The sequence below is a fragment of the Achromobacter xylosoxidans A8 genome (assembly GCF_000165835.1).
Classification (GTDB): domain Bacteria; phylum Pseudomonadota; class Gammaproteobacteria; order Burkholderiales; family Burkholderiaceae_B; genus Achromobacter; species Achromobacter xylosoxidans_B.
In genome coordinates, this window is sequence record NC_014640.1 from 1,772,825 (window position 1) to 1,790,818 (window position 17,994).

The window sequence follows — 17,994 nt, forward strand, 5'->3', positions numbered from 1 at the left end:
TAGTTTCGATAACAAGGTGTCGAAGTGAATGCCAATCTCTCCGCAGGGCCCATTCCGGTGAGCGTGGCACCGGAAGTCCTGGCCGACATACAGGCCGAATTCTCCCGCGAGTGGCAACGCCTTTGCGATGACGCCCGCCGTGGCGCGCTTGCGCCGCCGCCAGACCGCCGCTTTTCCGGCGATGCCTGGGCCTCCCATCATTCGCACCTGCTGCTGGCGCATACCTACCTGCTGTCGGCCCGCGCCATGTCGCGCATGGTCGATGCAGCCCAGGTCAGCGAGCCCATGCGCGACCGCCTGCGCTTTTCCATCATGCAATGGGTCGACGCGCTGTCGCCGTCGAACTTCCTCGCGCTGAACCCGGATGCCCAGCAATCCATCGTTGAAAGCGCCGGACGCGCGCTCAACGAAGGGCTGGCCAATCTGCTGGGCGACGTCAAGAAAGGCCGCATCACGCAGACGGACGAATCGCAGTTCGAGATCGGCCGCAACGTCGCGGTGACGCCGGGCGAAGTGGTGTTCGAAAACCGGCTGTTCCAGCTCATCCAGTACGCGCCGTCGACGGCCACCGTGCACGAGCGTCCGCTGGTCATCGTGCCGCCCAACATCAACAAGTTCTACATCCTGGACCTGCAGCCCGAGAACTCCTTCGTGCGGCACGCGGTGGGCCAGGGCTATACGGTGTTCCTGATTTCATGGCGCAATCCGGTGTCCAGCGATACCGATGGCGTGGACCGCGCGACTTGGTCCGATTATCTGGACGACGCAGTGCTGCAGGCGCTGCGCGTGGCTAGCGACATTACCAAGCAGCCGCAGGTCAATGCGCTGGGCTTCTGCGTAGGCGGCACGATGCTGGCCTCCGCGCTGGCGCTGGCCGAGGCGCGCGGCGAGCACCCCGTGGCTTCGCTGACCCTGCTGACCTCGCTGCTCGATTTCCACGATACCGGCGTCCTGAACGTCTTCGTCGACGAGGCCCATGCGCTGCTGCGCGACCATCAACTGGGCCAGGGCGGCCTGATGCCCGGGCGTGACCTCGCCACCACCTTCTCGTTCCTGCGGCCCAATGAATTGGTCTGGAACTATGTCGTGGGCAACTACCTGAAGGGCCAGAAGCCGCCTGCGTTCGATCTGCTGTTCTGGAATGGAGACAGCACCAATCTGCCCGGACCGTTCTTCTCCTGGTATTTCCGCAATACCTACCTGGAGAACAACCTCAAGGTGCCGGGCCGCGCGCAAGCCGCGGGCATGCCTCTGGACCTGACGCGGCTGGAAATGCCGGCGTACATCTTCGGGTCGCGCGAGGACCATATCGTGCCCTGGGTCTCGGCCTATGCATCCACTCAGGTGCTGCGCGGCCCGCAGCGTTTCGTGCTGGGGGCTTCCGGCCACATCGCCGGGGTGGTGAATCCGCCGGCCAAGAAGCGCCGCAGCTATTGGGCGGCTGACAAGCTCGAACAGTCGGGCCATCATCTGCCTGGCGATCCGAACGCATGGTTCGCGCAGGCCGTCGAAACGCCGGGCAGCTGGTGGCCCGATTGGGCTGGCTGGCTGTCGGGCCATTCGGGCAAGCAGGTCAAGGCGCGTGAAAAATTGGGCAATGCCAAGTACCGGCCGATAGAGCCGGCGCCTGGCAGGTATGTGAAAGTCCGGGCAGCCTGAAACCGCGACCAGCGGTTAGGCCCGGATAGAAGAAGGTTAATTAACGAGGCGTCCGTCGCACACAGGAGGAAGTCCAATGAGCGGAAAACTGGCTTACGTAACAGGCGGGATGGGCGGTATCGGCACCTCTATTTGCCAGCGCTTGGCCAAGGAAGGCTTTCGCGTGGTGGCAGGTTGCGGCCCCAGCCGCAATTACCAGCAATGGCTGGACGAGCAGGCAGCGCAGGGCTATACGTTCTACGCGTCCGTGGGCAACGTGTCCGACTGGGACTCCACGGTAGAGGCCTTCGAACGGGTCACGAAGGAACTGGGCCCGGTCGACGTGCTGGTCAACAATGCGGGCATCACGCGCGATGGCCTGTTCCGCAAGATGAGCGCCGATGATTGGCGCGCGGTCATCGACACCAACTTGAACAGCCTGTTCAATGTGACCAAGCAGGTCATCGAAGGCATGGTCGAGCGTCAGTGGGGCCGCATCATCAACATCAGCTCGGTCAACGGGCAGAAGGGGCAGTTCGGCCAGACCAACTATTCCACGGCCAAGGCCGGCATCCATGGCTTCACCATGGCGCTGGCCCAGGAAGTGGCCAGCAAGGGCGTCACCGTCAATACGATTTCGCCCGGCTACATCGGCACCGACATGGTCCGCGCCATCCGTCCCGACGTGCTGGAAAAAATCGTTGCCACCATCCCGGTGCGCCGCCTTGGCACGCCGGAGGAAATTGCTTCCATGACGGCGTGGCTGGCCTCGGACGAGTCCGGCTTTTCGACGGGTGCGGACTTCTCGCTCAACGGCGGCCTGCACATGGGCTGACGCATCGCGGGCCGCCAGCGGGCGGCCCGTCGGTACCGGAGGGCCTCGGGGAGAGGGCCCTCCGGATTACACTAACCCTATTCCAAGCCTTAGAGATCGCCCGATCCGGGGACAACCATGACGCAAGCACAAACCGGCGCCAGCCTGCGCCTGATTAAAAAGTACCCCAACCGTCGTCTGTACGACACCCGGACCAGCACCTACATCACCCTGGCAGATGTCAAGCAACTGGTCCTGGCCAATGAAGAATTCCAGGTCGTCGATGCCAAGAGCAGCGAAGACCTGACGCGCAGCATCCTGCTGCAGATCATTCTCGAAGAGGAAAGCGGCGGCATGCCGATGTTCTCGTCGAACATGCTTTCGCAGATCATCCGTTTTTACGGCCATGCCATGCAGGGCATCATGGGTTCCTACCTGGAAAAGAACATCCAGGCCTTCATCGAAATCCAGCAGCGCATGGCGGAACAGTCCAAGGGCCTGTACGGCAGCCAGTTCGGTCCCGAGGCCTGGGCGCAGTTCATGAACGTGCAGACGCCCATGCTGCAGAACATGATGAACAACTACATCGACCAGAGCAAGAATCTGTTCGTGCAGATGCAGGACCAGATGCAGGATCAGACGCGCGCCATGTTTTCGACCTTCCCGTTCACGCCGGGCGGCACGCAAGGTTCCGGACGCAAGTAGCGGCGGGGCCGTGCCCTGCGCGGCCTCATCGATCAAGCACCCCAACAGCCGGATAGCGGTCCGGTTCTTGGGGTGTTTTTCATCCTCGCGCGCCGGCCCTGGCGCGCGGCATGTGAAAGAACAGAATCCCAGGAGCGCATGCATGAGACTGAACAAGGCGTTTTCCCGCTTGGCCTGCACCGCATTGGCCGGGCTGACGGTCCTGTCCGCGTCGTCTGCCGCCTGGGCCTGCACGCGCGTGGTCTTCCACGGCGCCGGCGATCAAGTGGTCACGGCTCGTTCGATGGACTGGAAGAACGACATCACCAGCAACCTGTGGGTGCTGCCTCGCGGCATGGCGCGCAGCGGCGAGGCCGGCCCGAATTCCCTGCGCTGGACCTCGCGCTACGGCAGCGTGGTCACGTCCGGCTATGACGTCTCCACCACGGACGGCGTGAACGAAGCGGGCCTGAGCGCCAATCTGCTGTGGCTGGCGGAATCGCAGTATCCGCAGTTCGACGCGCGGAGCAAGCCCGGGCTGACCATCGCCGCGTGGGCGCAGTACGTGTTGGACAACTACGCCACCGTCAAGGAGGCCGTGGCGGCGCTGGAACAGGAGCCCTACACCATCGTCTCGGACAACGTGCCGGGGGAGGACCGCCTGACGACGCTGCACCTGTCGATCTCGGACGCGAGCGGCGACAGTGCCATCATCGAATACATCGGCGGACGCCAGGTGATCCACCACAGCCGCGACTACCAGGTGATGACCAACTCGCCTCAATTCGAGCAGCAGTTGGCACTCGACGCTTACTGGCAACAGATCGGCGGCACCACCATGCTGCCGGGCACCAACCGCGCGGCCGATCGTTTCGTGCGGGCATCGTTCTATATCAACGCCATTCCCAAGGACCCTGATCCCAACAAGGCGCTGGCCAGCGTCTTCAGCGTGATACGCAATGTCTCGGTGCCCTACGGCATCAGCACGCCCGGGCAGCCCAATATTTCGTCCACCCGCTGGCGTACTGTTTTCGACCATCAGCGCAAGCTGTACTTCTTCGAATCGGCGCTGACGCCCAATACGTTCTGGGTGGATCTCAAGGCCGTGGATTTCAGTCCGGAAAGCGGCAAGGTGCTGAAGCTGGACCTGGGGCCGGACCAGCGCCACACCTACGCGGGCGACGCCACTCGCGCCTTCCAGCCGTCGGCGCCATTCAAATTTCTCGGACTCTGAAGGGGCGAACCGGACCTCTTGCACCGCTTGATCAAACGCAATGATCCGCTGATTTTCCTGGCTTCAGGTTCAGGGTTCTGTCAGTTGATTTGGTTACATTAATGAAAACGGTTCTTGTTTGTATTTTACGAGCCGTCGTCTCATTCGTGTCTCAAGGATTATGCACATGATCAAGAAAGCCTTGGCCCTGGCCATTGTCGCCCTGAGCGTTTCCGCCGCCAACGCGGCCGAATACCCCATCGGCAAACCGGTGGAAAAAGGCGGCATGGAAATCGGCGCGGTGTACCTGCAGCCGATCGAAATGGACCCCCCCGGGATGATGCGCCCGGCCAAGGATTCGGATGTGCACCTTGAAGCCGACATCCACGCCACCGCCGGCAACAAGACGGGCTTCCCCGAAGGCGAGTGGGTGCCTTACCTGGTCGTGAAGTATGAAATCCAGAAGGTCGGCAGCCAGAACGTGCAGAAGGGCACCTTCATGCCGATGGTCGCCAACGACGGCCCGCACTACGGCGAGAACGTCAAGCTGGAAGGCCCGGGCAAGTACAAGCTGAAGTACTCGATCCTGCCCCCGACCGCGGACAAGATGAGCCACTTCGGCCGCCACGTCGACAAGGAAACCGGCGTGGGTCCCTGGTTCGAACCCTTCGACCTGGAATATGAATTCGTCTACGCCGGCACCGGCAAGAAGGGCGGTTACTGATCGTGCGCAGCCTGCTACGCCTTGTCGCCGCATTGCTGATCGGCTTGGCCGGCCTGGCCGGCGGGGCGCCGGCGCAGGCGGACGAACTGCCCACGTTCACGCTGAGGTTCAAGCCGGACGGCACGTTCGAGCCCGCCACGCTGGAAGTGCCGGCGGGCCGCTTCAAGATCGAGCTCATCAACGAGAGCAACGAGCCGGTGGAATTCGAAAGCATTCCGCTGCGCAAGGAGAAAGTCCTGGGGCCGGGCGTGAAGTCCTTCGTGGTCATCACCATCTCCCGTCCCGGCGAGTATCCCTTTTTTGATGACTTTCACCAGAGCGTGAAAGGCACCTTGGTCGTCAAACCCAAGGAATAAGCGGTAGCAATATATGGAACAGGTCCTCTTTATCGTCTGGCGTGAAAGCGTCGAAGCCATGCTGGTGGTGGGCATTCTGTACACCTGGCTGCGCTCCACGCCCGAGGGCAAGCGCGGCCTGACCTACCTGTGGGGCGGCGTTGCCGCGGGCCTGGCGCTGGCCGTGGCCTTGGCGCTGGTGCTGCTGGGCGTTTCCAACTGGCTCAGCGACGAAGGCCAGGAATGGTTCCAGGCCATCATGTCGCTGGCCGCATGCACGCTGGTGGTGCAGATGGTCGTCTGGATGAAGAAGCACGGCCGCACGCTCAAGGGCGAACTCGAAAGCGGCGCCCGCGCTTCAGTCGCCAGCGACAACTGGTGGGGCCTCTTCATATTGGTCGCGATCGCCGTGGCGCGCGAAGGCAGCGAAACCGTCGTATTCCTGTACGGCACCGTGTCGGCGGGCGAGGGCGGCAGCGACATGCTGATGCTGGCGCTGGCCGGCGCGACCGGTTTCGTCGTGGCGCTGTTGACGTTCTGGCTGCTGCAACTGGGCGGCAAGCTCATTACCTGGCGCCGGTTCTTCCGCGTGACTGAAATCCTGTTGTTGCTGCTGGCCGGATCGCTGCTGGTGGGCGGTCTGGATCACCTGATTTCGCTGGACGTCCTGCCGACCATCGTCGATCCGGTCTGGGACAGTTCCTGGCTCTTGAGCGACAGCACCGGCGTGGGCAAGATCCTGGCCGATTTTGCCGGCTATCGCGCGCTGCCTGCGCTGAGTTCGGTGCTGTTGTGGGTGGCTTACTGGATCATCGTGTGGGCGCTGCTGCGCTGGGTGGGAGGCAAGCCCGCAGGCGCTGCCACCGCCGCTCGCAGTGCTTCCTGAACCCGACTATTGCCGGACTGAATATTTGAAGGTTTGACCATGGCAGCTGCACTCGGGAGGGCGACCTCCCGTATCGCCGACTTCCTCCGTGACCATGCCCCGCTGTTGCGCAAGCTGCAGTGGGGCATTGTTGCGATGTACGCGTTCCTTTTGATCGTGCCCGCGATCCTGCCTTTGCCGGACAACGCGGCCTCGGTGTTCAACAACCTGACCATCGTCGCGCAGTTCGCGTTCTGGGGCGTGTGGTGGCCGTTCGTGCTCATCTCCATGCCCATCCTGGGCCGGGCCTGGTGCGGCTGGCTGTGTCCCGAGGGCATGCTGACAGAATGGGCCAGCGAACGCGGCCAGGGACATGCGATCCCGAAATGGATGCGTTGGGGCGGCTGGCCATTCGTCGCGTTCGCGCTCACGACCGTGTACGGCCAACTGGTCAGCGTGTACCAGTATCCCCTGGCGGTGTTGGCGGTGCTGGGCGGGTCCACCGTGGCGGCCATGATCGTTGGCTGGCGCTATGGCCGCAGCAAGCGCGTGTGGTGCAAGTACCTGTGCCCGGTCAACGGCGTGTTCAATCTGCTGGCCAAGCTGGCGCCCTGGCACTTCAAGGTCGACGAAGAGAAGTGGCGCCATCCGGTCATCCGCATCGAACCCATCAACTGTGCGCCGCTGGTGCCGCTGCGCCACATGAAGGGCGCGGGCGATTGCCATGTCTGTGGGCGCTGCAGCGGCTATCGCGGCGCAATCGAGCTGACGCCGCGTTCGCCCGAAGAAGAGATCGTGCATGTCACCCACGGCGACCCGTGGCAGACGGCGCTGCTGTGCTTCGGCCTGATGGGCATCGCGATCGGCGCCTTCCTCTGGAGCGCCAGCCCCTGGTATGTGACCGCCAAGCAGTGGGCCGCGACCTGGCTGGTCGAACACGACATCATGTGGCCGCTGCTGGACAACGCGCCCTGGTTCATCCTGACGCATTACCCGGAAGTGAACGACAGCTTCTCATGGCTGGACGGCGCGGGCATCCTGATGTTCGTCGTCGGCGCCACGATCTGTGTCGGCGGCGCCTCCTTCCTGTCGCTGTGGATCGCCGACCGACTGGCGCCCGCCGCGCCTGTGGCAGGCGAGCCCGTGACGCGCTGGGGCCGTCCCGGCCTGCACAAGCTGGCGCAGGCCCTGATCCCATCCGCCGGCATCGGCGTGTTCCTGGGCCTGTCGGCCACCACGGTCAATCTGCTCAAGCACGAAGGGATGCAAGCCGCCTGGGCCGCACCCGTGCGCTTCACGCTGCTGAGCCTGGCGGTGCTGTGGACGCTGCGCCTGTTTGCGCGGCTGCTGAAGCCGCGCCTGGCGAGCGCCTGGCGCAAAGGCCTGGCCTGGCTGGTGCTGGCGGCCGGCCTGGCGCCGTTCTGCCTGGCCTGGGTGCTGTTCTTCGCGGTCTGGTAGCCCGCCTCCGAGGCATGCGATAAAGTGGGGCATTGCGCCGGCCGAGGCCGGCGCAATTCTTTCAACTATCGCATCCGCCATGGCTTCCTACGCTTTCCGCCTGCTCAACGTCTTCGCTTCCTCCACCTTCAGCGGCAACCAGCTATGCGTGTTCGAAGACGCGCGCGGCATGGACGACGCCACCATGCTGAACCTGGCGGCGCAGTTCAATCTGTCCGAAACCACCTTCATCCTGCCGTCCGACAAGGCGGCGGCGCGGGTGCGCATCTTTACGCCGGGCTTCGAGATGAAGTTCGCGGGCCATCCTACGATCGGAACCGCGCAGGTCGTGCGGGATTTGCGGCAGACGGGCGATGAGTTGACGCTGGAGTTCGCCGCCGGCGTGGTGCCGGTGACGGCGCGCGGCGACGCCTGGACCTTTACCGCGCCGTGCCCGGATGGCGTGCGCACCGCGGCGCCGGCGCGGGAACGCACCGAGATAGCCAGTTTGCTGGGCCTGAACGCCGACGATCTGTTGGGCGATCCGATCTGGATGGACACGGGCGCCGACCAGTTGCTGGTGCCGCTGGCCAGCGTGGAAGCCGTGCGCCGCGTTGCGCCCGACGCTTCCCGGCTGGACCGCTGGCAGGCCAACAGCCTGGGCCGCAAGGTCATGTACACCTTTGCCTTTGACGACAGCCGTCAACAAGACGGCAGGCAGGTGGTGGTGGCGCGCTACTTCTACGTCAAGGCGGGCGGCGGCGTGAACGAGGATGCCGGCACGGGTTCCGCCTGCGCCAATCTGGGCGGCTGGCTGCGGCATCAAAAGCGTCCCTTGCCCGCCAGCATCCTGGTGGAGCAGGGCGACCAGATGGGCAGGCCCTGCCGCCTGCTGCTGGACGTCCAGGCCGATGGCCGGATCCAGGTGGGCGGACGCGCGCTGGAGATAGGCCGCGGCGTGGTCGATATCTGAAATCAAGAGGCGGAAAGGGCAGAGCCCTGCTGCACGCCCATGAACAAAGCGGCGCCTGTGTCCGACACAGGCGCCGCTCTGCATTTCAGGAAAGGGCTTGAGCCCCCGAGGCTTACTTCTTGTTCTTGGCCGGGTCGACCTTGATGTTGTTCATCACCTGCTTGACGCCTTCGACGCCGCGCGCCACGGTGGCGGCGTGATCGGCCTCGGCCGCGGTGCCGACGGTACCCGTCAGCTTGGTGACGCCAGCATTGGTTTCCACGGCAATGTCCAGCGCGCTCAGCTGCTTGTCGGCCACGATGGCGGCCTTGACCTTGGTGGTCACGGTGGCGTCGGACGCGTACTCACCCACGGACTGTTTCGGCTTGCCGTCGTCGGCGGCAAAAGCCATGGAAGTGAAGACGGCGCCCGTGCCCAGTGCAGCGGCGGCGATCAGCTTGCGGAATTCCATAGTCATGCTCCTTGTTAGTGGTTCAGCGCGTCGAGACGCGGGGATTGCGTAGAGTCTTGGGTGCGAGTTCTATTTCTTGCGGAATGCGCCGCCGAGGATGGACAGCAGCGCCAATACCAGGAAGACGAAGAACAGGATCTTGGCGATACCGGCAGCGCCGGCGGCGATGCCGCCGAAGCCCAGGACAGCCGCGATGATGGCGATGACGAAGAAAACTACGGCGTAGTGCAGCATGTCAGCTTCTCCTGGTGGTTGGACGGATCAAGGATTACGGTCGAAGAAGTCGCGGACTTCCTTCTCTGCCTGTTCCTTGGTCTTGCCGTAACGCTCCTGGATCAGGCCCGCCAGACGTTCGGCGTTGCCTTCGGTGCGGGTCAGCTCGTCGTCGGTGAGCTCGCCCCAGGCGGCCTTGGCCTTGCCTGCCAGTTGCTTCCACTTGCCAGCGATGATGTCGTTATTCATGGTGACCTCTCCTGTTGCTAGCGGCATCCGGTTTGCGGCCTGTAAACCGGGCTGTCGCGGTTGAGTGGGACACTGATCAGCTAGGGCCTGTCGATTTAAAAGATCTCGTGCAGGCCATGCATTAACCGTACGAGTCCACGGCATGGCCGTCAAACCTGGCTGTGGGTAAATGTAACGGCGGCTGGTCCGCAAAAATGCGTGGTTTCCGGCGAGCAGAGGTTGCAGCCGCACTAGGTGTGGCAGTTACATTCCGGCAATGTCTTGTCCTCTTTTGAGCGGGCCTGGTAACCGGATCTGCGCGCGCAGCCTGCGCGGTCCGCGGCTGGCTTACGGAAGGGCGCGACGGTATAGTCTTGGCGGTACCGGCAATCACGTTCGGCCGCAGAAAAGGAAGAGGAACTCGCATGACGCAACGACTTTGCAGCGCTATCTTGCTGACGCTGGCCGCGATGGCGGCGATGGGATGCACGCACGTGACCGACAGGTACCAGGCTGCCGCGCCCGTGGCGTCGTCCAGCAGTTGACCGGCGCGCGCTGACGCAATATGCAAACGGGGCGCCTCAGGGCGCCCCGCTTTTACTTCGAGAGCCGCAAAAGGCTCAGGCTTGCGCGATGCGGCGCGCGATGTGATCCAGCGCCTCTTCCACCTGGTCGACCAGGATCAGGCACAGGTCGCCGGCGCCCAGGCGCGCCAGCGCCGTGTCGATGGCGAGAAACTCGCCGTGGATCTCTTCGACGTGCTTGCTGCGGCTGGCGTTGACCAGGCCTTGCTGCAGCAGGGCCAGCACCTCGCCGTCGGCGCGGCCGCGCTGGCATTGGTCCTGGTAGAGCAGCACGTCGTCGAAGGCGTCGCCGAGGATCTCGGTCTGCATGCGGATGTCTTCGTCGCGCCGGTCGCCCGCGCCGCTGATGACCACGGAACGGCGCTTGGCGGGCATGGCGTCCACCGCGCGCACCAGGGCCAGGATGGCATCGGGGTTATGGCCGTAGTCCGCGATCACCGTGGCGCCGCGGTAGTCGAACACGTTGAAGCGTCCGGGCGCGGTCTGGGCGTCGTTGACGAAGGTGGCCAGGCCGCGGCGGATGATGTCCGTGTCCAGGCCCAGCGCCCAGGCGGCGGCGATCGAGGCCATGGCGTTTTCGACCTGGAAGGTGATGGTGCCGTTGCGCGTGAGCGGAATGGCGGCCAGCGGGTAGCGGGTCTCTTCGGCGCCTTGCTGCGCGGTCACGATGGCGTCGCCGTCGCGATACACGCAGCGCAGGCCTTGCGCGCGGTGCGTGGCCAGCACGGGATGATTGCGGTCTTCGGCGAAGTAGGTGATAGAACCCGGGCAGCTCGCGGCCATTTCGGCCACGATGGGGTCGGCCGCGTTCAGCACCGCGGTGCCCGAGGGATGCACGTGCTGCACGATCACGCGCTTGACCACGGCCAGGTCTTCGACCGTGCTGATGTAGCCCAGGCCCAGGTGGTCGCCCATGCCGATGTTGGTGACGATGGCCACGTTGCAGCGGTCGAAGGCCAGGCCTTCGCGCAGGATGCCGCCGCGCGCGGTTTCGAACACGGCCGCGTCCACGTCCGGGTGCATGAGTACGCTGCGGGCGCTGCGCGGGCCGCTGCAATCGCCGGTGTCGATGCGCAGGTTGTCGACGTAGACGCCGTCGGAGTTGGTCATGCCGACGCGGTTGCCGGCAGCGCCCAGGATGTGGGCGGTCAGGCGCACCGTGGTGGTCTTGCCATTGGTGCCGGCCACGGCCACGACCGGGATGCGGCCGTCGTCGCCGTCCGCGTACATATTGGCGATGATGGCTTCGCCCACGGCGCGGCCTTTGCCGAAGGACGGGTTCAGGTGCATGCGCAGGCCGGGCGCGGCGTTCACTTCCACCACGCCGCCGTTCTGCTCTTCAAGCGGGTAGAGCACGCTCTCCGCGACCACGTCCACGCCGCAGATGTCCAGCCCGATCATGCGCGCCGCCGACACCGCGCGCGCAGCCATTTCGGGGTGCACCTCGTCGGTCACATCGGTGGCGGAGCCGCCGGTGCTGAGGTTGGCGTTGTTGCGCAGGAAGATCAGGGTGCCGGACGGCGGCACGGAGTCGGCCTCGAAGCCTTGCTTCCTGAGCGTGGCCAGGGCGATGTCGTCGAAGCGGATCTTGGTCAGCGAGGTCGCGTGGCCGTCGCCGCGCAGCGGGTCCGCGTTGACCTGGTCCACCAGTTGGCGGATGGTCTGCACGCCGTCGCCCGTGACCTGCGGCGGATCACGGCGCGAGGCCGCGACCAGCGCGCCGCCGACCACCAGCAGGCGGAAATCGTGGCCCGGGATGTAGCGTTCGACAATGACCTCGGAGCTGATTTCCTCGGCCACTTCAAAGGCCTGGATCACGCGCTCGCGGGTTTCGATGTTGACGGCCACGCCGCGGCCCTGGCTGCCGTCGCGCGGCTTGACCACGACCGGGCCGCCCAGTTCCTCGGCCGCGGCCCAGGCTTCCTCGGCGGTGGTGACCGAGCGCCCCATGGGCACCGGCACGCCGGCCGAGTCCAGCAGCATCTTGGTCAGGTCCTTGTCCTGTGCGATGGACTCGGAGATGGCGCTGGTCAGGTCGGTTTCGGCGGCCTGGATGCGGCGCTGCTTGCTGCCCCAGCCGAACTGCACCATGCTGCCTTGGGTCAGGCGGCGGTAGGGGATGTTGCGGGCGGTGGCGGCGTTGACGATGGAGCCGGTGCTGGGCCCCAGGCGTACGTCTTCGTCCAGCTCGCGCAGGCGCTTCAAGGCATCGGCGAGATCGAACGGCGTGTCGTCCAGCGCGGCGCGCACCAGCACTTGCGCCAGTTCCATCGCCAGCATGCCGACTTCTTCCTCGCTGTACTCGACCACCACCTGGAACACGCCAGGCTCGATGGTGGAGGCGGTGCGGCCGAACGTGACGGGGCAGCCGGCGTGCGCCTGCATCGTCAGCGCGACGATCTGCAGCACGTGGGCGATGGAGACCGCGCCCTGATGGCCTTCAGGACGCAGCAGCCCGGTCTGGGGCAGCCGCGCGCGCAGGCGCGCTTCGAAGTCAGGCAGATTGTCGATGGAGCATTCGGCGTCGGCGCAGGAAACGATGGCCTCGATCGCCGTGTTCTTGCTCCACAGATTGGGGCCGCGCAGTGCTCGGATACGGGAAACTTCCATGGCAGGTATTCCTGTCTAGCTCACGCGCGCCCCGCTAGTGCGAGGGCGCGCGCAGATATTGTCAGTATTGCTGAATCCAGCGGCGGACCAGATCGATGGTGGGGCCGGAGAAGGCCTCGTCGGACTGCAACAAGACGAAGTCGCCCGCGGCGATGCCGTCGAGCTGGCTCTGGATGGCCTTGCCGTGGTCGGGCTCTTCCTGGATGTCCTTGACGCGGGCGCCTTGCGCCAGGCCCTGGCGCAGCAGCGCGCGCGATTCGCCTTCCGGGCGCTTGCTGCGCACGGTCAGGTCGTCGTAGAGCACCACGCGGTCGAAGGCGTCGCCCAGCAGCTTGCCCTGTTCGATCAGGTCCGCGTCGCGGCGGTCTGCGCCGGCCGAATAGACGGCGGCGCGCGTGGTCGAGGGGAACTGGTCGATGGCGGCGATCAGGGGGCGCAGCGCCGAGGCGTTGTGCACGTCGTCGACCACCACGGTGCTGCCGTTGCGTTCGAACAGCGTGAACTGCCAGGGCGCATCGGCCTGGTCGATATCGAAGGTTTCGATGCCGGCGCGGATCAGCGCCACGGGAATGTCCAGCGCCCAGGCCGCGCCCACCGCGGCCAGCACGTTTTCGACCTGGAAGGCCACGCGTCCGCCATGGGTCAGCGGGATCGCGGCCACGGCGGCCAGGCGTTCCTCGCGGCCGCCTTGCGCCAGCACGATGTCGCCGTCGCGCACGAACACGGCGCGGCCGTCCTGCTGCAGATGGGCCGCGATGGCAGGCAGGGCGGGATCGATGCCGAAGAAGATGACTGCGCCGTCGGACAGTTCGGCCATTTCGACCACGCGCGGATCGCGCGCGTTCAGCACGGCGGCGCCGCCCGGCAGCACCACGTCCACCTGCGTGCGGAACACATTGAACATGCGCTCCGTTTCGTTGATGTCGAAGTCGCCGAGATGGTCGGCGTCGTCGATGTTGGTGACCACGCCCACCTGGCAGCGGTCATAGGCCAGGCCCTGGCCCAGGATCACGCCGCTGTCGTTCTCGATGACGGCGGCGTCCAGGTTGCGGTTCATCAGCAGGCGCGTGCCCGAGGCGAAATCGGCGCGGTCGCCCTTTTGCACCTGGCGGCGGTCCAGATAGAGGCCTTCGCTGCAGGCCAGGCCGGTGCGCTTGCCGGACAGGCTCAGCAGGCGGGCCACCAGACGCGCCACCACGGTCTTGCCGTTGGTGCCGGTTACGCCGACGATGGGGATGCGGCCCGCATCGCCTTCCGGGAACAGATGGTCGACGATGGCGCGGCCCACGGGACGCGGCGTGCCGTCGGCCGGCTTCAGGTGCATCAGCAGGCCGGGGCCGGCGTTGACTTCGACGATGGCGCCGCGCTGTTCTTCCAGCGGGCGGGAGATGTCTTCGGCCACCAGGTCCACGCCGGCGATGTCCAGGCCCACGATGCGCGCGGCCAGGGTCACGGTGGCGGCGATGCTGGGATGCACGCGGTCGGTGACGTCGAAGGCGACGTTGCCGCTGCGCTGCACCAGCACGTGCTGGCCTTCGGGCGGAACGCTGTCTTCCGTCAGGCCCTGGCGCGCGATTTCCAGCCGCGCGGCGGAATCGAGGCGCACCGGGTTCAGCGGGTGGTTCTCGGTGCGGCCGCGGCGCGGGTCGGTATTGATCTGGCTGTCGATGAGTTCGGTGATGGTCGACTTGCCGTCGCCCGTCACCCAGGCCGGTTCGCCGGCGGCGGCGGCCACCATGCGGTCGCCGACGACCAGCAGGCGGTGCTCGTTGCCCAGCACGAAGCGCTCGACGATGACGCCGCTGCCCTCGTCCACGGCCACGCGGTAGGCCGACACCACTTCCTCACGCGTCGTCAGATTGGTGAAGACGCCGCGGCCGTGGTTGCCGTCATAGGGTTTCACGACCACCGGCAGGCCGATGTCCTCGGCGGCTTCCCAGGCGTCGTCCTCGCTGCGCACCAGACGGCCTTCGGGCACCGGCACGCCGCAGGTCGACAGCAGTTCCTTGGTCAGGTCCTTGTCGCGCGAAATGCCTTCGGCGATGGCGCTGGTGCGGTCGGTCTCGGCGGTCCAGATGCGGCGCTGGGCCGAGCCGTAGCCGAACTGCACCAGGTTGCCTTCGAACAGGCGGATGTAGGGAATGTCGCGGTCGTCGGCGGCATCCACGATGCAGGCGGTGCTGGGGCCGAGACAGTGCTTGTCGATCAGGCTGCGCAGCTTGGCGATGGTGGCGGGCACATCGAAGGGACGGTTTTCGATGGCGGCCATGACCAGGTCGCGGGCTTCGTTCAGGGCGGTGCGGGTGACCTGTTCCTGCCAGGCGCGCACCACGACCTTGTAGACGCCGCGGGTGGAGGTTTCCCGGGCCTTGCCGAAACCGCCGCGCAAGCCGGCCAGGTTCTGCAGTTCCAGGGTGACATGTTCAAGAATGTGGCCAGGCCAGGTGCCTTCCTTCAGGCGCGACAGAAAGCCGCCCCGGACTCCCGGGCTGCAACGGTGTTCGATCAGGGTCGGCAGCCATTCCGTCAGGCGTTCGTAAAAGCCGGGAATGGTGTTGGAGGGGTAGTCCTCCAGTTCGCCGATATCCACCCACGCTTCGAGTACCGGGCGGTACGTCCAAATGTTCGGGCCGCGCAAAGCCACGACATCGAGAAATTCAATGTCTTTCTTTTTCATGTTTTAATTTACGAGAGAAGCAGGTTGGCACGCGCGGACGCCCCTATGCAAGACCGCGAATTTATTGGGGTTGCGCCTTTAGAATAATGCCAACGAGTGGGGGATCCCAGATATTCCTAATTAGAAAAATCGGCTGCTACTATACGACGCCTTCAAGGCGTGAAATCGTTATGTTGTAAGGAAGGGACACGTTTGCCGCCAGTCCTGGTAGCGAACCGGTTGCCGCCTAGTAGGGCAGAGTCCTGGCCCGGTATGCGTTCCAATGAAAAAACCAAACCTGCTTTCCGGCCTTGCCGAAGCCTTTCCTGCCCGCTGGCGCGATGAAATCAGCACCGAATTGGCGGATGGCGAAACCTTGTTGGCCTGGGTTGAAATAGACCTGGATCAGCGCCTGAAGTTCCGCCCGGGGCTGATCGCCGCCACCGATCGCCGGCTGCTGGCCCGCCATTCCGACGAGCCGCGCTGGGAATCCTGGGTATATGGCCCCCAATTAAAGCTCAGCCTGACCGACCACGCCGGCGCCGCGTTGCTGGAATTGCACGACGACGACTCCCGCCTGGGCGTCTGGCGTTTCACGCTGGCGCGCAATCCGGAAGCGCTGCGCCTGCTGGCGCAATTCGAGACCCAGCAGGCCATCCGTTTGTCCGGCCATCAGGTCGAGGAACTGGCGGAACGCACCTGCACCATCTGTAATAACGTCATCCCGGCGGGCGAGGAAGAATGCCCGACCTGCAACCAGGAGCAGGCGGCGCCGTCGTCCACCTGGGCGCTGCTGCGCCTGTGGCGCTTTGCCCGGCCTTACCGCGGCCCGCTGTTGGCAGGTTTCGTTCTGACGCTGCTGGGCACGGCCGCCACCCTGGTGCCGCCCTACCTGACCATGCCGCTGATGGACGACGTGCTGATTCCGTTTCAGAACGGCGCGCCCATCGACTACGACAAGGTCCGCCTCTACCTGGGCGGGCTGCTGGCCTCGGCGTTCCTGGCCTGGGGCCTGGGCTGGGCCCGCACCTATATCCTGGCCTGGGTCAGCGAACGCATCGGCGCCGACCTGCGCACCACGACTTATGAACACCTGCAACAGCTGTCGCTGGAGTATTTCGGCGGCAAGCGCACGGGCGACCTGATCTCCCGCATCGGCAGCGAGACTGACCGCATCTGCGTGTTCCTGTCGCTGCACCTGCTGGATTTTGCCAACGACATCCTGATGATCGTCATGACCGCGGTCATCCTGGTGTCCATTAACCCGTGGCTGGCGCTGGTCACGCTGGTGCCGCTGCCGTTCATCATCTGGATGATCCACGCGGTGCGCGACCGCCTGCGCCATGGTTTCGAAAAAGTCGACCGCATCTGGTCGGAAATCACCAACGTCCTGGCCGACACCATACCGGGCATCCGCGTGGTCAAGGCGTTCGCCCAGGAAAAGCGCGAGGTGGCGCGTTTCCGCGAAGCCAATAACCGCAACCTGGAAGTCAACGACCGCGTGAACACCACCTGGTCGCTGTTCTCGCCCACCGTCACTTTGCTTACGGAAGTGGGGCTGCTGGTGGTGTGGATCTTCGGCATCTGGCAGGTGTCGCAGAAGCAGATCACGGTCGGCGTGCTGGCTGCCTTCCTGGCCTACATCGGGCGCTTCTACATGCGCCTGGATTCGATGAGTCGCATCGTCTCGGTCACGCAGAAAGCGGCCGCCGGCGCCAAGCGCATCTTCGACATCCTGGACCACGTGTCCAGCGTGCCGGAACCGCAGAACCCGGCCAAGCTGCCGCACATCAACGGCCGCATCGAATTGCGCGACGTGGGTTTCCGCTACGGCAACCGCCAGGTCATCCGCGGCTTGAACCTGACCATCGCTCCGGGCGAAATGATCGGCCTGGTGGGCCACAGCGGTTCGGGCAAGAGCACCCTGATCAACCTGATCTGCCGCTTCTACGACGTATCCGAAGGGGCGGTGCTGGTGGATGGCGCCGACATCCGTTCGGTGCGCGTGGCGGACTACCGCCGCAATATCGGGCTGGTGCTGCAGGAGCCGTTCCTGTTCTTCGGCACCATTGCCGAGAACATTGCCTACGGCAAACCGGACGCTACCCGTGACGAGATCGTGGCCGCGGCGCGCGCCGCGCATGCGCACGAATTCATCCTGCGGTTGCCGCATGGCTACGACTCGCTGGTCGGCGAGCGCGGCCAGGCCCTGTCCGGCGGCGAACGCCAGCGCATCTCGATCGCGCGCGCGTTGCTGATCGATCCGCGCATCCTGATCCTGGACGAGGCCACCTCGTCGGTGGACACCACCACCGAAAAGGAAATCCAGAAGGCGCTGGACAATCTGGTGCGCGGCCGCACCACGATCGCCATCGCCCACCGTCTGAGCACCTTGCGCAAGGCGGACCGCCTGGTGGTGCTGGACCGCGGCCAGATCGTGGAGCAGGGGCCGCACGAAGAACTGATGGCCCGTGAGGGCGCCTACTATCGCCTGTACCAGGCGCAGGCGCGTCAGGCCGAGGCCGACGCGCAAGCGTCGGGCAGCGAAGACATGGCCGCCGTGGCCTGA

The 17,994-nt window shown here is 65.1% G+C and carries 15 protein-coding genes; 10 read left to right on the top strand and 5 right to left on the bottom strand.

Annotated features, from left to right (window positions below):
* The first annotated feature begins 24 nt into the window (after positions 1–24).
* The 9 genes from phaC to AXYL_RS08310 all read left to right on the top strand — a co-directional run bounded on the left by phaC (position 25) and on the right by AXYL_RS08310 (position 8,683).
* Positions 25–1,659 (top strand): class I poly(R)-hydroxyalkanoic acid synthase, encoded by a 1,635-nt coding sequence (gene phaC / locus AXYL_RS08270; protein WP_013392343.1) that lies wholly within the window; start codon positions 25–27, stop codon positions 1,657–1,659.
* Positions 1,660–1,735: 76 nt separating this feature from the next.
* Positions 1,736–2,473, top strand: coding sequence for an acetoacetyl-CoA reductase (gene phbB, locus AXYL_RS08275; protein WP_013392344.1), 738 nt, complete (start codon positions 1,736–1,738; stop codon positions 2,471–2,473).
* 117 nt (positions 2,474–2,590) lie between these two features.
* Positions 2,591–3,157, top strand: a complete 567-nt coding sequence (gene phaR / locus AXYL_RS08280; protein ID WP_013392345.1) for a polyhydroxyalkanoate synthesis repressor PhaR — start codon at positions 2,591–2,593, stop codon at positions 3,155–3,157.
* Positions 3,158–3,299: 142 nt separating this feature from the next.
* Positions 3,300–4,370, top strand: coding sequence for a linear amide C-N hydrolase (locus AXYL_RS08285; protein WP_013392346.1), 1,071 nt, complete (start codon positions 3,300–3,302; stop codon positions 4,368–4,370).
* A 166-nt stretch (positions 4,371–4,536) separates the two neighbouring features.
* A complete protein-coding gene (locus AXYL_RS08290) occupies positions 4,537–5,073 on the top strand; it encodes an iron transporter (protein WP_013392347.1) in 537 nt (178 codons plus the stop codon).
* A 2-nt stretch (positions 5,074–5,075) separates the two neighbouring features.
* A complete protein-coding gene (locus AXYL_RS08295) occupies positions 5,076–5,429 on the top strand; it encodes a cupredoxin domain-containing protein (protein WP_013392348.1) in 354 nt (117 codons plus the stop codon).
* Positions 5,430–5,442: 13 nt separating this feature from the next.
* Positions 5,443–6,294, top strand: coding sequence for an FTR1 family iron permease (locus AXYL_RS08300; RefSeq protein WP_013392349.1), 852 nt, complete (start codon positions 5,443–5,445; stop codon positions 6,292–6,294).
* Between the two features lie 39 nt (positions 6,295–6,333).
* Complete coding sequence (locus AXYL_RS08305; protein WP_013392350.1) at positions 6,334–7,731, top strand: 4Fe-4S binding protein; 1,398 nt, start codon at positions 6,334–6,336, stop codon at positions 7,729–7,731.
* A 79-nt stretch (positions 7,732–7,810) separates the two neighbouring features.
* Positions 7,811–8,683 (top strand): PhzF family phenazine biosynthesis protein, encoded by an 873-nt coding sequence (locus AXYL_RS08310; RefSeq protein WP_013392351.1) that lies wholly within the window; start codon positions 7,811–7,813, stop codon positions 8,681–8,683.
* Positions 8,684–8,795: 112 nt separating this feature from the next.
* Here the strand turns inward: AXYL_RS08310 and AXYL_RS08315 are convergent, their stop codons facing one another.
* From AXYL_RS08315 to cphA (AXYL_RS08335), 5 genes are all read right to left on the bottom strand, one after another.
* On the bottom strand, positions 8,796–9,134 hold the full coding sequence (locus AXYL_RS08315; protein ID WP_013392352.1) for a BON domain-containing protein: 339 nt from the start codon (positions 9,132–9,134) through the stop codon (positions 8,796–8,798).
* Positions 9,135–9,203: 69 nt separating this feature from the next.
* The gene (locus AXYL_RS34285; protein WP_006389411.1) at positions 9,204–9,368 is read right to left on the bottom strand and encodes a DUF1328 domain-containing protein; all 165 of its coding nucleotides are present in this window, start codon (positions 9,366–9,368) and stop codon (positions 9,204–9,206) included.
* Between the two features lie 27 nt (positions 9,369–9,395).
* On the bottom strand, positions 9,396–9,596 hold the full coding sequence (locus AXYL_RS08325; protein ID WP_013392353.1) for a CsbD family protein: 201 nt from the start codon (positions 9,594–9,596) through the stop codon (positions 9,396–9,398).
* Between the two features lie 599 nt (positions 9,597–10,195).
* Positions 10,196–12,769, bottom strand: coding sequence for a cyanophycin synthetase (gene cphA / locus AXYL_RS08330; protein WP_013392354.1), 2,574 nt, complete (start codon positions 12,767–12,769; stop codon positions 10,196–10,198).
* Positions 12,770–12,830: 61 nt separating this feature from the next.
* A complete protein-coding gene (cphA, locus tag AXYL_RS08335) occupies positions 12,831–15,446 on the bottom strand; it encodes a cyanophycin synthetase (protein ID WP_013392355.1) in 2,616 nt (871 codons plus the stop codon).
* 262 nt (positions 15,447–15,708) lie between these two features.
* Between cphA (AXYL_RS08335) and AXYL_RS08340 the strand changes: the two genes are divergently transcribed.
* A complete protein-coding gene (locus AXYL_RS08340; RefSeq protein ID WP_013392356.1) occupies positions 15,709–17,994 on the top strand; it encodes an ABC transporter ATP-binding protein in 2,286 nt (761 codons plus the stop codon).

What these genes read in the sequence shown, in the direction of transcription:
- AXYL_RS08300 (WP_013392349.1), top strand. Translation starts at nt 5,443, where the DNA reads ATGGAACAGGTCCTCTTTATCGTCTGGCGTGAAAGCGTCGAAGCCATG.
- AXYL_RS34285 (WP_006389411.1), bottom strand. Translation starts at nt 9,368, where the DNA reads ATGCTGCACTACGCCGTAGTTTTCTTCGTCATCGCCATCATCGCGGCT.
- cphA (WP_013392354.1), bottom strand. Translation starts at nt 12,769, where the DNA reads ATGGAAGTTTCCCGTATCCGAGCACTGCGCGGCCCCAATCTGTGGAGC.
- AXYL_RS08315 (WP_013392352.1), bottom strand. Translation starts at nt 9,134, where the DNA reads ATGGAATTCCGCAAGCTGATCGCCGCCGCTGCACTGGGCACGGGCGCC.
- AXYL_RS08285 (WP_013392346.1), top strand. Translation starts at nt 3,300, where the DNA reads ATGAGACTGAACAAGGCGTTTTCCCGCTTGGCCTGCACCGCATTGGCC.
- AXYL_RS08325 (WP_013392353.1), bottom strand. Translation starts at nt 9,596, where the DNA reads ATGAATAACGACATCATCGCTGGCAAGTGGAAGCAACTGGCAGGCAAG.
- AXYL_RS08310 (WP_013392351.1), top strand. Translation starts at nt 7,811, where the DNA reads ATGGCTTCCTACGCTTTCCGCCTGCTCAACGTCTTCGCTTCCTCCACC.
- AXYL_RS08305 (WP_013392350.1), top strand. Translation starts at nt 6,334, where the DNA reads ATGGCAGCTGCACTCGGGAGGGCGACCTCCCGTATCGCCGACTTCCTC.
- AXYL_RS08340 (WP_013392356.1), top strand. Translation starts at nt 15,709, where the DNA reads ATGAAAAAACCAAACCTGCTTTCCGGCCTTGCCGAAGCCTTTCCTGCC.
- AXYL_RS08290 (WP_013392347.1), top strand. Translation starts at nt 4,537, where the DNA reads ATGATCAAGAAAGCCTTGGCCCTGGCCATTGTCGCCCTGAGCGTTTCC.
- phbB (WP_013392344.1), top strand. Translation starts at nt 1,736, where the DNA reads ATGAGCGGAAAACTGGCTTACGTAACAGGCGGGATGGGCGGTATCGGC.
- phaR (WP_013392345.1), top strand. Translation starts at nt 2,591, where the DNA reads ATGACGCAAGCACAAACCGGCGCCAGCCTGCGCCTGATTAAAAAGTAC.
- cphA (WP_013392355.1), bottom strand. Translation starts at nt 15,446, where the DNA reads ATGAAAAAGAAAGACATTGAATTTCTCGATGTCGTGGCTTTGCGCGGC.